Here is a 14,776-nt window from a genome sequence, read left to right on the forward strand (position 1 = left end):
GCTGTTCTCAATGAATCTTTCAAGGTTATTTCACTGTTCAGTTATCAAAGTTCTTTGTTATCGCTTTCGTTCAGCGACTTTTTTATCTTATCACAGGTTTTTGCTCTTGTCAACAACTTTTTTAACTTTTTTTAAAAGTTGTTTTTCATTTTGCTTCGTTCCCCGCGACAGCTATTAGATAATACCATCGGGGCTTTACATTGTCAACACTTTTTTACACATTTTTTTACATTTTTTTCAAGTCTTTTTACAGAACAATAGATGTTGTAGTTCCAGCATTCTCATCCACAACATCTATTACCTTTTCGTTTCTATTCTTTCTTATATTTTTACTTACCAAATAAAAATCCAGTCAAAATCTTCGACAATGCATTATCATAATACAAATATCTGAGCACAACATTTTGATCAATCTGTTCGATACACATTTTTCCAAGGTCTGTTGCCGCAAATAAAGTAAGCAGCAAAAAGAGCAGCCAGATCAAAAGCAGTCCCTGAAAACCACCTGCAAATATTCCAAGCGTCCGGTTGATTCCTTTGATCACAGGAATCCGGCTCACGATTCGGAGTGCCCTGCCGATCAACGATACAATAATCCCCGCAATGATCAACGCAATAAAATATGAAATTCCCGCCAGAATCCAATCTGCCAGTTTACTTCCAAGCATATCATAGACGCCTGCCTGATCCAGCAGTGCATTTCCAGAATCTGTTATATAAGAAGTAACATGCTCCGGAAGGGATACACCTGCCACTTCTGTATTACTGGTTTGTTCCGACGTTTTTTCTTCTATTGTCGATTCTCCACGATTTTTCAACGCCTGCGTACAGCGTTCCTGTAATAAAGTGTAAACTCCTGTGTTTTCTTTTATATAACTGGTAACATATGGCGTTGCATAGGATATCAGTCCTATCAGCAGCACAACAGAGATCAGCGAATACAAAATGCGCAGCAGACCTCTGTTCCATCCTCGGATTGCAAAAAATACGATAATTGCCACCACAATCCAGAATAACCAATTCATGACTACTTATCTCCTGTTTTCTGTCCGTCGAACAGCTTCAAACGCGCCTGTTCGGTTTTTCCTTCCATTACAAAGGCATATCTGCGATATCCGCTGACATGTGTCACGGCACACAGACGATTTTCAAATTCATAGTAAAATTTTTCACGCCCGCCAAGTGTATACAGTGCACAGGCATTTTCACTGGTCAGGCAGATCTCATGATTATCCAGAAACTGTGCTTCCTCAAAGGAAAAATCTGTTTCAAACGTTACCTGCTGACTGCATTTCATATTATATACTTCGACACGGCGTTTTGCCTCATCCTTGCCTGCCGCAAAAATAAGCGCAAAATAGGACTCATCGTAGAAAACACCTTTGATCTCCTCGTCGGTCTCTTTCTTCGGTCCTTCTTTTGGCTCTGTGCTTCCGGTAAATGTATAAACACCCTTATCGGAAAATGCAAGTACATGGTCAGATCCAATATATGTCAGTTCCGGAATCACCGTATCTGCATAAGAGTAACTTGCAACGATATGATCTACTTTGTTTTCACCTACTGCGCCAAAATTATAAAAACTTACGGTGGATTTTACGCTTCCATCATGAATATCCATACTGGAAACTGCCAGTTTCTGACCATCTGCCGACAGCGCAATTGCTAACGGTGTACCACCATTTTCCACATGGATCGCACCCTCTGCCAGCTGTTCGCCAGATTTGCTGTAAAGTGCCAGATAGCTTGTACCATCATCTTCCATCAAAACTGCCACCGTGCCATGCGCAGAGACATCCATTTTTATTACAGGCATTGTTACCTTGAATTTGCCCTGTGTGCCGCTGTCATCCATGACATAGATTTCTTTTCCATCACTGTCAGCAAACGCCACATATTTCTGACAGATCGATACAGTCGGCTCCTGCATTTCAAAGCTCTGATTCCAGATCACATCATTGTTAACGGTTGTGTAAACGGCTCCGTCATTGCTGTATTTTAATAAATGTCCATTATACTGCACAAAATGCGTTGCTGCGCTGTCGGAACGCTCCACGGTATCTACGATTTTATAATCTGTGTAAGATTTGTGCTGCACATATACATAATAAGTGATTCCAAGTGCCACGCAGATTCCAACAATCAGCGCCGCTATCTTTAATTGTTTTCTATGATGTTCACGAACTTTTCGCTCGATTTCTTCCCAGTTATCCCGAACCATCTGCAGGTTGCTTTTTCCTGTGTCTTTCATGCTTTCCTCCGTTTCAGAAATGCTTTTTCCTATACATCATAATTCATTTTTTCTGCGAAGTCCAGCGTGACGGAAGTTTTCCCGCCCTTTTACGGTAAAATCAGATCCTGCCCTTCATAAATCATATCCATGTTCTCGATCTGGTTCATGGAACAGATTTTGTCAATCATGCTTGTGTCATGATAAATCGCTTTGCTGATCGACATAAGGCTGTCTCCTTTTTTCACAGTGTAATGCCGCACATCCTGAGCAGAAGTCTGCTGTGACTGCGTGTTCTGACTCTGATTCCCCTGACTCTGATCTGTATTCTTTTTTGTGCTCTGATCTGCCTTCACGTCTGTATTCTGTGTAGTGCCCTGATCTGCCTTCGTATCGGTATTCTGATTTGCGCTCTGATCTGACTTTGTATCAGTATTTTGATCTGTCCCCTGCTTTCCTGATGCATTTTCTGACGCTGTCTGCGCTGCATCGCTAGTCTCACCGGATTGGGTTGTATTCTGTTCACCTGTCTCCTGTTTTCCATCTGATGATGCCTCTGAGGTCTGTCCCGCGTTTTTCTCATCCCCGGATTTTGCTACTTCTTTTGGATCCGTAGACGAAGTTTTCTTTGCGTCCTGCTTTCCCTGCACATTTCCCGAAACAGTCTGTAACGTCTGTTGCAGAGTCTTCAGATTCTGATAATTGCCCACCTGCGTGATGCCTGTCGCTGCCACCACTGCCAAAACTGCAACTCCTGCCACATAGACAAAGGGCTGACGTTTCTTTTTTGCCGGTTTCTCATTCAGTTTATTCAAAATGGCACGGTAATTCTGCGCAACATCCTCCCGTTTGGCAGAAATACCCTCTCCTTCCACGCGTGGCGGCTCCGTATGACGGTTCTGTGCCACCAGAAACTCCTGCATGGATGGATTTTTTTCATAATACACCGCGTAGCCTTCCACCCGTTGCAGGGAATGCTGTTCCTGCACGAAAAATACGTCCTGCCGGTTCAGCTTGTCCTCAAAGTATAAAAATTTGGAACCGTGTTCCTCTGTTGCGTCAAAAAACTGCTGCATGGACGCACTGATCTCCAGATTATCGCCATCCAGATTAAAATACCATCCCAAGAGTTCCAGATCGCTGAAATATTCCTTAATGCCCTGATATACTTTTTCCCAGAATTGCTGCTGACGTTCCTGCGATGCGATCGCGGAAACAGGGACATCATACATAGTCTCTTCCGTTTGATACACAGCATCTTCTTTTTGCGTATCGAATCCCGTATCTGGTTCCGCATTTGGTTTTGAATTTAGTTCTGCATCTGATTTCAAAACGGTCATATCATTTTCTGTAAAATGCTGCATCGAATCTGTTTCATCAGCTTGTCCCCATTCCGAAAAAGATACCTGCTGTGCGCCACTGATAAAAATGTACTCCTGATTGTTGCGCCGGCAGGTTTTTCCAAGTAAAACAGCTGCCGCGATTTCATGTTCCTGTTTTTCCATGTGAAGCGTCCGATGCACATAGGTGTATACAAAATCCTCGACGTATATTTTATATGTATCTCCAAACTGTCCCATCTGGCGAATGTTTTTCGGAAGTGTAAACTGTCTGTCACGCTGATTTCCCATGTTTTTGATTCCCTCTTTCTCTATATTTTCATACAATCATAGTGTTTTAAATTTCTCGGGGAATAATATCACGGAAACACTGTAAAACTTTGCCGTTTTTTGGAAATAAACTCAAAGTATATGAAAGCGAGATTGAAGAATCAACACACAGTGCAGATTGGCGCAAAAATTTATAATTATCTCAACGTAAATAAACGCCAGTCATCCATCTTTCCTCAGCAAGCGATTGTTAGCTGCGGAGGTAAGATGGATGACTGGCGTTTTCACAGGCTTAAGAATTTTAAGCCACCCTAAACAAGATTTTTTAAGCCATAAAGCCCTTTACTTTTTTATAGATGCTCTCACCATCAAGCTCATATTTCTTAATCAGCTCAGCACCCGGTCCAGACTCACCAAAGCGATCATACACACCGATCTTCATTACTTTTGTCGGAGCTTTCTCGCTTAACGCATCGCATACAGCACTTCCAAGACCACCGATTACAGAGTGCTCTTCTACTGTTACGACTTTGCCTGTTTTCTGTGCAGATGCAACAACCAGATCCTCATCCAGCGGTTTGATCGTATGGATGTTAATCACTTCTGCATCAATGCCGTCTGCTGCCAGCAGTTTTGCTGCTTCCAGAGCTTCGTTTACACACAGACCTGTTGCGATAATAGTTACGTCTTTACCTTCTTTTAATACGATACCTTTACCGATCTCGAATTTGTAGGTTGCTTCGTCGTTGATTACCGGAACTGCCAGACGACCAAATCTTAAATAAACCGGTCCTTCGTACTCGTAAGCGGCACGAACAGCTGCTTTTGCTTCTACATCGTCACACGGATTGATGACTACCATGCCCGGAATTGTACGCATAAGTGCGATATCCTCGTTACACTGATGAGTTGCTCCATCCTCACCTACAGAGATACCTGCGTGAGTTGCACCGATTTTTACATTTAAGTGCGGGTATCCGATGGAGTTACGAACCTGCTCAAAAGCACGTCCTGCTGCAAACATTGCGAAAGAACTCATGAACGGAACTTTTCCACAGGTAGCAAGACCTGCAGCGATACCTGCCATGTTGCCCTCAGCGATACCACAGTCAATGTGACGCTCCGGGAACTCTTTTTTGAATACGCCTGTTTTGGTTGCTCCAGCAAGGTCAGCATCCAGAACTACTAAATTATCATGCTCTTTACCAAGCTCTACTAATGTATTGCCGTAACTGTCTCTTGTTGCGATTTTCTTTATTTCTGACATAATGCTTCACCTGCTTTCTTTAATTCTTCCATAGCAATGGCAAATTCTTCATCGTTTGGAGCTTTTCCATGCCATCCGGCCTGATTCTCCATGTAAGATACACCTTTACCTTTGATTGTTTTTGCGATAATAGCTGTCGGCTGACCTTTTGTCTCGCGAGCCTCTTTTAATGCTGCTGCGATCTCGTCAAAATCATTTCCGTTGATGTTGATTACATGGAAATTGAATGCCTCAAACTTTTTATCGATCGGGTACGGTGAGCATACGTCTGCGATATTTCCATCGATCTGAAGACCGTTGTTGTCTACGAATAATACAAGGTTGTCCAGTTTACGTGCTCCGGCAAACATAGATGCCTCCCAGATCTGTCCCTCCTGGATCTCACCATCACCGGCAAGTGAATATACGCGGTAATCTTTGCCGTCCATTTTTGCTGCCAGTGCCATACCAACTGCTGCAGAAAATCCCTGTCCTAAGGAACCGCTGGACATATCAATACCCGGAATGTGTTTCATATCCGGATGTCCCTGAAGCATGGAGCCGATATGACGCAGTCCTTTCAGCTCTTCTACCGGGAAATATCCTTTCTGTGCCAGTGTCGCATACAGACCTGGTGCAACATGTCCTTTGGAAAGGACGAATCTGTCTCTGTTCGGATCTTTCGGATTTTTCGGATCTACATTCATCTCTACAAAATACAGATAAGTAAAAATCTCTGCTGCGGATAAAGATCCACCCGGATGACCGGATTTTGCGCTGTGTACGCCGGTGATGATTCCTTTGCGCACTTCTACAGCAATTTTTTCAAGTTCTAACTTTGTCATAATGTGCTCCCTTTCTTGCTCTGCTCTATCGAACCAAGTTTCCCTATAGCTTTTTTGCGAAATATACATCATATAACCAAAATGTATATTTATTGCAATCATATCTGCGATTCTATCATAAAAATAGCATCACATTTTTACAGACTATAATTCCACTCGTCCTTCCAGAGCTCTTAATAATGTAACCTCATCAATATATTCCAGATCACCGCCCACCGGCACACCGCTGGCAATTCGCGATACTTTAATCCCGGTCGGTTTGATCAGTTTGCTGATATACATGGCAGTCGTCTCTCCCTCCAGGCTGGAGTTCGTGGCGATGATCACTTCTTTTACATCGCCCTGCAGACGCTGCATCAGTTCTTTCAGACGGATATCTTCCGGTCCGATTCCAAGCATTGGGGAAATCGCGCCGTGTAACACATGATATACGCCATCGTACTGTCCTGTCTTTTCATAAGCTGCCAGATCACGGGTAGTCTCCACTACCATGATCGTGGAATGATCACGTCCGTTGTTTCGACAGATCGGGCATTCTTCCGCATCTGTCAGTGTGTAACAGGTCTTGCAGTAACGGATATTTTTTCTGGCATCCAGAATGGTGTCTGCCAGTCGTTCTACCCGCTCTGTCGGCATGTTCAGGATGTGAAATGCCAGACGCTGCGCGGACTTGCTGCCGATGCCCGGCAGAGAAGACAGTTCTTCAATCAATTTACTGATCTGCTTGCTGTAGTAATCCATTAGAACGGAAATCCTCCGCCCATTCCCATGCCGCCTGTAATCTTGGACATGGACTGCTGTGAGATTTCATCCATTTTACGCAGTGCTTCGTTTGTAGCAGCTACGATCAGATCTTCCAGCATCTCGATATCATCCGGATCTACTACTTCTTCTGCTAATTTTACTTTTACTACTTCTTTTTTACCGGATACAGTTACTTCTACTGCTCCGCCGCCTGCGCTGGCAGATACTTCTTTCTCTTCCAGCTCTTTGGTTGCTTCTTCCATCTGACGCTGCATTTTCTGTGCCTGTTTCATCAGATTATTCATGTTTCCCGGCATTCCTCCCGGAAATCCACCTCTTTTTGCCATATTGCATCCTCCTGCTATTTCAAATTTTACCCGCATTTACACGCAATTTACTCCCTGTTTGTTTCTTTCAGGGTTCATTCCGTATTTTCCTGCAGTTATTCATCTTCCACTTCAATATCCATGTGGACAATCTGTTCCAGATCGATATAATTCTCTTCGAATGGGCGTCCGGAATCGTTGGACTGCATCACTACCTCAATCTCTTTGCCGATCCGGTTTGAGATCCGTTCCGTGATTTCCGTCCTGCGACGCTCCTCCGTCACATAAGTATATGCCAAATCGTCATCAAACACCAGCATTAATTTATTTTCTCCGCCAAGGCTTAAGTGTGCGCTCCTCAAATAAGTCGCAGTAACACCCGGAAGTTCACGCACAATGGAACTCCAGTTTTTTACCACCTGACGGATGTCATCCGGGATTGCTTTCGGCATCTGCGCCGGTTCTTTCGGTTTCTGTGGTGTAGCAGGTGCACTGCCCGAAGCAGGCTGCACAGCCGATGCTGCTGCCACCACGGTTACACCTTCTTCTACTTTTTTCTCAAGTTGTGCCACACGGTCGGTCAGCGCATCCTGCGTGGTTTCCATTGCCGGGCGGCAAAGTTTGATCAGAGCGATCTCAATTAATACACGCTTCTGCGGTGCATATTTAAGCTGACCGGATAAATCTGAAAAAATACGGATGTAACGCATGATCACATCACCCTCGATCATGTCCGCTTCTTCTTTTAATAATGCCAGATTTTCACTGGACATGTCCAGCACATCTTCCATCTGGTCGGAGCTTTTGACCAGAAGAAGGTTACGCAGATACCATACAAAATCGGTCACAAACTGCCCCAGTTCACGTCCCTGCACGATCAGTTCTTCCAAAAGTTCAATCGCCTGCACCACGTTATTTGCCAGAATGGAACGAAGCAAACGGCTGAATACTTCAGTATCCACCGCGCCAAGCACTTCCAGCACATGGTCGTAGGTCAGCGGTTCACCCAGATAAAAAGCGATACACTGATCCAGCAGACTTAACGCATCTCGCATGGAACCGTCTCCGGCTTTTGCCACATAACGGACTGCTTTTTCCTCTGCTTCCACGCCTTCCTGCTGCAACAGATCCATCAGACGGTCTGAAATCGTCTCGATGGAAATCCTGCGGAAGTCGTACTTCTGACAACGGGACAGAATCGTGATCGGAATCTTGTGTGATTCTGTGGTTGCCAGAATAAAGATAACATAAGATGGCGGTTCTTCCAGTGTTTTCAGCAAAGCATTGAAGGCTCCGATGGAAAGCATGTGAACCTCATCGATGATGTATACTTTATACTTTCCCTGCGTCGGGGAATAGGAAACTTCCTCACGGATCTGACGAATGTTTTCCACACCGTTGTTGGAAGCCGCATCGATCTCGATCACGTTCATGGATGAGCCTGCTGCGATCGCCTTGCAGGAAGCGCACTCCCCACAGGGACTTCCGTCCACCGGATGCTCACAGTTTACGGCTTTTGCAAAAATTTTTGCTACCGTGGTTTTTCCGGTTCCACGGGTACCGCAAAACAGATAAGCATGTCCGATACGGTCTGCTTTGATCTGATTTTTTAATGTTGTAACAATATGCTCCTGTCCTTTTACATCCTCAAATTCGGACGGACGGTATTTTCGATATAAAGCCGTATAAGACATAGCGGCTCCTTTCTAACTCTCAGTAACACGTTTTATTGCAATTTATGCAGTTAGCGCCTCGCAACAAGAATACCGAAGCATTCTTGAATATAATTATTAATCTCCGAAGCAGATTCCCACTAATTTAGCTTCTTTGATCAGCTGGCAGTCCGGCTGAACCATTTTCAGTTTGCCGGCAACATCGCCCAAAGGTACTTTCCTGGTCTGACCGTCGATCATACCAACCATGTAGCCGTAATCCTCATCCAGAATCAGTTTTGCTGCATGCGCACCAAGCTGTGTACACAGAACACGGTCGTAAGCACACGGACTTCCGCCACGCTGCATATGTCCCGGAACGGTAACACGCACTTCATTTCCTGTACGCTCCTGAATCTGTGCTGCCACTTCATAGGAGACAGACGGATATTTTGTCTCTTTTTTCTTTGCCTTCAGCTCTTTCTTGGAAAGTTTTGCATCTTCTTTGGAAATCGCACCTTCAGCAACTGCCAGAATCGTGAAACCTTTTCCATCTTTGCTTCGTTTGTTGATGGCCTCTACAACTTTGTCAATATCATACGGGATCTCCGGGATCAGAATGATATCAGCGCCGCCTGCTACGCCGGCATGAAGCGGAAGCCAGCCAACTTTATGCCCCATGATCTCCACGATAAATACGCGGTTATGGGAAGCTGCTGTAGTATGAATGCAGTCGATAACGCCCGTCGCAATATCCAGCGCACTCTGAAAACCGAAGGTAATATCCGTACCATAAATATCATTGTCGATGGTTTTTGGCAGATGAATGATATTCAAACCTTCCTCACGAAGCAGGTTTGCGGTTTTCTGTGTACCGTTACCGCCAAGAATTACCAGACAGTCAAGGTTCAGTTTGTGATAGGTATGTTTCATTGCCTCTACCTTGTCCAGTCCGTTTTCATCCGGCACACGCATATATTTGAACGGTTGGCGGGATGTTCCAAGAATCGTTCCGCCTTTTGTCAGAATTCCGGAAAAATCTTTGGATGTCAGCAGACGATAATTTCCGTAGATCAGTCCTTTGTATCCATCGTAAAAACCATAAATCTCCAGTTCATCCAGATTGGTATTTAATCCTTTTACTACTCCGCGCATTGCGGCATTTAAAGCCTGGCAGTCTCCGCCACTTGTCAGCATTCCGATTCTTTTCATTGTTTCCGCTCCTCTCTCAGTTCACAGATGATCAGATTACCCTGTTTATTTCTTGTACTTTTTATTATAAAACAATCTGTGAAAAAAACACATCGTATGTTCTGAATTTTATCAAATTAACCAGGGGATTACAAGACTAATTGCCCTGTCTGAAAATTTTACAGTAAACTATATTTTAGCATACTTTTCAGGGATTGACGAACCTCTGAAAAATGTTTATACTAATTAAGTCTTATTTTGGAGAAGTACCCAAGTGGCTGAAGGGTCTGGCTTCGAACACCAGTAGGTCGGTAACACGGCGCGAGGGTTCAAATCCCTCCTTCTCCGTTGAAAAAGGGAATGCAAAAACGGCTTTCGTTCTGCATTCCCTTTTAATTTCAATCAAACAGATCTTCTACTCCACATCCCAGCACTTTCGACAAATTTACAAGTGTCTGTGCTTCTGCTTTTCGGATATCCTGCTGCCTTTGTTCATACAACTGCACCATGCGCAGAGATGTTCCTGATTTTTCGGCAAGTTCTTTCTGCGTCATGCCGCAATTTTTCCTCATTCTCTGCAAATTGCTGATCTGAGCTGATTTTTCTTTTGCGATAATCTCATCTGCTACCGAAACAAATTTTGACAAGTCTGCTTCATGCAAAGTTGGATACATAGACAATATGCGTTGAATCGTCAGTCCATACTGCTGCAAATAGGAAAAACGGTGCGCCCGATACCACTGATAATAGGCAAGGCTCCAGCCAGCCCAGTATTCCGGCGATTTATCAACTTCCTCGGAAGGCATCTGTGTCGGTCGATGATCTTCCGTTCGATAGATTACTTCGATTGCAAGTTCCGGACCAGACAATCCTGCCACATATTTTGGATTTCCCTGCTCAAACTGCTTTGCCACTCCTGAAGCCAGAAACTGCTCATAAAAACGCTCCGGATCATAATGAAGATCTACGATTCCATAATCAAACATATTTCCAAGGTTATCCATTGCATCATTCAGATAAGTTTCTGGATAAGCGTGCATCATCATTTTTCCACTCCTCTCGTAAAATATCAATCATATAAATCGCATCTGCTGCTCTCTTTTTGCTTCGTTCTGAACGAAATGCCTCCCTTGCGCCCTGATCGCGGTTCATCTTCTTCGGATAATAAGTCTCTTTTTCTGCATAGATGGCTTCCTGAAAAGAAAGCTGTTCAAATGCTTTTCTACTTTTTAGCACAATCTGTTCCCCTAATTTTCCAAGATACATTGCCTTTTCCAACTGAGCAAGCGACAATGTATTATTCAAAAAAGCATTGGCAAACGAAAAATAAGAATCGTCTGCACGATAACCAATGATAATATCTTTTTCTTCATATTCCGGTAAAAAAGTATCTAAAATATATTCTTTTCCTTCTGCTGCCAGATCATTCGATATTTTGAAAACACGATTTTGTAACAACAATGACAGCCAATTTAAAATATGGTATCTGTAATCTGACAGATTCAGTATGGTAAGTCCGCAAAGATCTAATTGATAACAATTGGCATATCCGCTATTTTCTTCTGTACATGCCCATTCTTTTGCAAGATCCAGATTTTCTGTGCAGTAAAAACCCAAACCATAATCATTCCGTACATTTCCTGCCCCATAAACAGGCTGCTGTATTAATTTTTGTGATCCGTGATAAATCGTAAGTTTTCCGCCCATACCCTCACTCCTTTTTTCTGCAAAAAAACTATCGTAAATAATACTTATTTTTCTAAAATTATTATATCGTTATAACGATACTTTCGTCAATAGTGTTCATTTTGTTAAAAATATTACTTGAAGATATTCCAAAAAAAGTCGGCACACGTTACCAATAATATAGGTAATCCATCTGTTATATACACAACAAAATAAGGTACGTCCATCTCACAACTTTAACGCGGATAGACATACCTTATTTTTATCCCATTTAGTTTTTCATATCTTTTACTTTCTCATATTCCGGATCATGCTAACTGCAACCATCACTGCACCAACGATCAGAATCACCAGTCCGATATTTTGTCCCCCAAACTCCATCCAGTTATGAAAGTTTACACCTGGTCTGACAACTCTGTTGCCGTAAGCAATGCTGACCATCGTGTTAGCCAAAAACATCCATACTCCACAAAGTGCAACTGTGATACTTGTTTTCATGAAACGACTGCATCTGATGTATCGGAACACCACAAAGATTGCCCATGCAAGTATTACAAAAATTGTCAGTACCCAAAGGTTCTGAGCGATGATGACACCTGTCACACCTTTCATATAGAACAGACATCCGAAAAATACCATCAGATAGGCTAATACCGTATCAACTGCAAGACAGATCAGTCCTTTGTGATGCAAAATCGCCCAGTCAAAATGCCAGCTGCACAGAATGATCGGTAAAAATACACTGAGTAAACCAAAGCTGACACCAAGCAGAGACATGATCAACCAGTCACCACCTAACACGATTCGGCAGACGCACAGCATATAAATGAGTGATCCATAAAAACACCAGAAGCATTTTTCTGCACGTCTTGTTTTGGTCATCACCGGTACATTCAGGAAAGAAAATACCATGGCAAGACCACCGACTACGATAAAAAACCAGGACAGGCAATGCTCTGTCACAAGATTGCCGATAAAGCATGGGATCAAAATTGCAAGATAGCAAATGTAAGTGATCCATGTATAGCCTTTTAAAATTCTCAGATATCCACGAGACTGTTCCTCGATTTCGCGCTGATGCATGTCATCGCTGGCTGTCAGAAGTTCATGTTCTGACACATGCAAGATCTCACATAAACTGGTAACTAATGTCATATCCGGATAGGATAAACCCGTCTCCCTTAATTAAAGATATTGTTGGGTAAAAAAGAAAGGTCAGTCGATTTTGCCGATGAAGCGGTAGTAGATTTCTACTTCCTGCTCACGGCTTCCGTCCTCGCCCTTGACAGCTTCGTGGACGGTTATTTTTTCAATTAGAGTGTTCAGAAGTTCGGCGGTCAGCTCCACAGGGTTGACATACTGTTTCATCAGGGCAATCCACTTTTCAGCATCCGCTGCGGTCTGTACGGCGGCTTCCATCGTTTCGTGAAGCTGTCTTATTTTTGTTTCAAGCTCCTTTTGCTCGTTCTGGTACTTCTCGGACAGCATATTGAAGTTATACTCGGTTATGCGTCCGGCAGACCAGTCCTCATACATTTTAGCAAACAGCCCGTCAACCTCGGCTTTACGCTTCTCTGCCTTTTTCAGCTCCGCAGCCTGCTTTTTCTTCGCAGAGTTTCTTTCCCTGTCGCTGGCATTGAGCAGGCGTTTCAGCAGATTGTCCTCGTCTTTCTGTGCCAGCATAGACCAGTATTGCAGTCTTGCAAGCACATAGGCATACAGTACATCATAGCGGATATAGTGCATGGAACACTGGCGTAATCCCTGCCCGTGCTTGCTGCAATGGTAGTACCCGTATGGGTTCTTATTCTGCTTGTTTTCCCCATAGGCTAAAGACCATCCGCAGTCTGCACATTTTATCAATCCTGCGAAAATCTGTGTCGTACCGTTTCTGCGTTTCCTGCGTCTGCTTGCAATCAGCTCCTGAACTTTTTGGAACACTTCTTCAGAAATGATGGCTTCGTGGGTATTTTCCACACGATACCATTCTTCCTGCGGCTTCCGCACCTTTTTCTTGTTCTTGAATGAAATGTTGCTCTGCTTGTTGTGAATGCTGTGACCGATGTAGGTTTCCTCTTTCAAAATGCTCTTGACCTGTGCTATCGTCCACGCATAGGCTTTTTCTGCGGGCGCACCGGCGTAGATATTGGCGAAAGTCCCGTATCTTTCATAGTTCAGCCAGCCGGGGGTAGGTACTTTTTCCTCCACCAGAATCCGTGTAATGCTGGCGGCTCCACGCCCGTGTACAGCAAGGTCAAAAATCTTCTCTACAATCCAGCGTGTTTCCGGGTCGATCAGAAGATGACCTTTTTTGTCCGGGTCTTTTACATAGCCCAGCGGTGCATAGGCTCCATAGTGTGCGCCATTGGCAAATCTTGTGTGCATGGCAGCCTTGACCTTTTTGCTGGTCTGTCGGGCGTGCATTTCATTCAGGATGTTTAAGAACGGTGCAAGCTCGCTTTCTCCGTTGATGGTGTCCACATTGTCATTGATGGCAATGTAGCGTACTCCCTTGCTGGGGAAATAGATTTCCGTGTACTGACCGGTCAGGATATAGTTTCTTCCCAGACGGGATAAGTCCTTTGTGACAACGCAGTTGATTTTCCCGTCTTCGATGTCATCAATCATCCTTTGGAAACTTGGACGCTCGAAATTTGTCCCACTCCATCCGTCGTCAATGTACTCGTCTACAACGGTCAGCCCATGCTCTGCGGCATACTGTCTAAGCATCATGCGCTGGGTCTGGATACTGCCGCTTTCCCCCTGTAATTCATCGTCACGGCTCAATCTCAAATATAGTGCAGTGTTATAAATCGTTGTATTGTATGGTTGTTTCACGGTTAAAAATCCTCCTTCTAAAAGAAACAACCCACGCTTATACAATACTCGCTGGTACAAGTATATCATAAGCGTGGGCTGATTGACAGTCGTTATTCCGTATTTTTTCAGGAAGCGGCGGCAGCGTGCTGGATCACATCTTCCAGCAGGCTGTCAAGCGGCTTCCCATCCTGTGCGAAATGCTCCGATACCTTGATACGGACTTTCCCCATGACAAAATACTGGGTGCCGTCTTTTTCGGTAAGCAGGGTGCCGCTGTTTTTGTTATTGCTCTCGTTTTTGCTTTTTGCCATAGGCAGTTACCTCCATAAATGAAATATGCCCGACAAGGGAATGTCAGACAGGTGTACAGCCGCAGACTGTCTCCGTGTCAACCAAACCGTGTCAACCGGCAGAAAAGACTTTGAA

The 14,776-nt window shown here is 44.0% G+C and carries 14 protein-coding genes and 1 tRNA gene; 1 reads left to right on the plus strand and 14 read right to left on the minus strand.

Annotated features, from left to right (window positions below):
- Positions 1-329 precede the first annotated feature (329 nt).
- The 9 genes from DXB15_RS14225 to DXB15_RS14265 form a co-directional block, all read right to left on the minus strand.
- A complete protein-coding gene (locus tag DXB15_RS14225) occupies positions 330-1,025 on the minus strand; it encodes a CvpA family protein (protein WP_109216567.1) in 696 nt (231 codons plus the stop codon).
- A 2-nt stretch (positions 1,026-1,027) separates the two neighbouring features.
- The gene (locus DXB15_RS14230; RefSeq protein ID WP_118703319.1) at positions 1,028-2,251 is read right to left on the minus strand and encodes a DUF5711 family protein; all 1,224 of its coding nucleotides are present in this window, start codon (positions 2,249-2,251) and stop codon (positions 1,028-1,030) included.
- Between the two features lie 89 nt (positions 2,252-2,340).
- Entirely contained in the window at positions 2,341-3,861 is a 1,521-nt protein-coding gene (locus DXB15_RS14235; RefSeq protein ID WP_118703320.1) for a LysM peptidoglycan-binding domain-containing protein, read from the minus strand.
- 304 nt (positions 3,862-4,165) lie between these two features.
- Complete coding sequence (locus DXB15_RS14240; protein ID WP_109216570.1) at positions 4,166-5,107, minus strand: transketolase family protein; 942 nt, start codon at positions 5,105-5,107, stop codon at positions 4,166-4,168.
- Positions 5,095-5,931 carry a transketolase gene (locus tag DXB15_RS14245; RefSeq protein WP_109216571.1) on the minus strand — a complete coding sequence of 279 codons (837 nt, stop codon included), beginning with the start codon at positions 5,929-5,931 and terminating at the stop codon, positions 5,095-5,097. The genes DXB15_RS14240 and DXB15_RS14245 overlap by 13 nt, the downstream gene beginning before the upstream one ends.
- Positions 5,932-6,075: 144 nt before the next feature.
- Positions 6,076-6,672 (minus strand): recombination mediator RecR, encoded by a 597-nt coding sequence (gene recR / locus DXB15_RS14250; protein WP_109216572.1) that lies wholly within the window; start codon positions 6,670-6,672, stop codon positions 6,076-6,078.
- Positions 6,672-7,022, minus strand: coding sequence for a YbaB/EbfC family nucleoid-associated protein (locus DXB15_RS14255; RefSeq protein WP_109216573.1), 351 nt, complete (start codon positions 7,020-7,022; stop codon positions 6,672-6,674). Before DXB15_RS14255 ends, recR begins: the two co-directional genes overlap by 1 nt.
- A gap of 95 nt (positions 7,023-7,117) precedes the next feature.
- On the minus strand, positions 7,118-8,695 hold the full coding sequence (dnaX, locus tag DXB15_RS14260; protein WP_118703321.1) for a DNA polymerase III subunit gamma/tau: 1,578 nt from the start codon (positions 8,693-8,695) through the stop codon (positions 7,118-7,120).
- A 96-nt stretch (positions 8,696-8,791) separates the two neighbouring features.
- Positions 8,792-9,865 carry a 6-phosphofructokinase gene (locus tag DXB15_RS14265; protein ID WP_109216575.1) on the minus strand — a complete coding sequence of 358 codons (1,074 nt, stop codon included), beginning with the start codon at positions 9,863-9,865 and terminating at the stop codon, positions 8,792-8,794.
- Positions 9,866-10,104: 239 nt separating this feature from the next.
- Between DXB15_RS14265 and DXB15_RS14270 the strand changes: the two genes are divergently transcribed.
- Positions 10,105-10,192, plus strand: a tRNA-Ser gene (locus tag DXB15_RS14270).
- A gap of 50 nt (positions 10,193-10,242) precedes the next feature.
- On the opposite strand, the gene DXB15_RS14275 is transcribed toward DXB15_RS14270, so the two are convergent.
- From DXB15_RS14275 to DXB15_RS14295, 5 genes are all read right to left on the minus strand, one after another.
- Positions 10,243-10,890 carry a helix-turn-helix domain-containing protein gene (locus DXB15_RS14275; protein ID WP_243115658.1) on the minus strand — a complete coding sequence of 216 codons (648 nt, stop codon included), beginning with the start codon at positions 10,888-10,890 and terminating at the stop codon, positions 10,243-10,245.
- A complete protein-coding gene (locus tag DXB15_RS14280) occupies positions 10,853-11,551 on the minus strand; it encodes a DUF3990 domain-containing protein (protein ID WP_118703322.1) in 699 nt (232 codons plus the stop codon). Before DXB15_RS14280 ends, DXB15_RS14275 begins: the two co-directional genes overlap by 38 nt.
- Positions 11,552-11,818: 267 nt before the next feature.
- Positions 11,819-12,649 carry a hypothetical protein gene (locus DXB15_RS14285; RefSeq protein WP_147404804.1) on the minus strand — a complete coding sequence of 277 codons (831 nt, stop codon included), beginning with the start codon at positions 12,647-12,649 and terminating at the stop codon, positions 11,819-11,821.
- A gap of 96 nt (positions 12,650-12,745) precedes the next feature.
- Complete coding sequence (locus DXB15_RS14290; protein ID WP_118703324.1) at positions 12,746-14,368, minus strand: recombinase family protein; 1,623 nt, start codon at positions 14,366-14,368, stop codon at positions 12,746-12,748.
- A gap of 107 nt (positions 14,369-14,475) precedes the next feature.
- Entirely contained in the window at positions 14,476-14,661 is a 186-nt protein-coding gene (locus DXB15_RS14295) for a hypothetical protein (protein ID WP_004849804.1), read from the minus strand.
- Positions 14,662-14,776 lie beyond the last annotated feature (115 nt).

Source organism: Roseburia sp. OM02-15 (assembly GCF_003481835.1).
Taxonomy (GTDB): Bacteria; Bacillota; Clostridia; order Lachnospirales; family Lachnospiraceae; genus Eubacterium_I; species Eubacterium_I ramulus_A.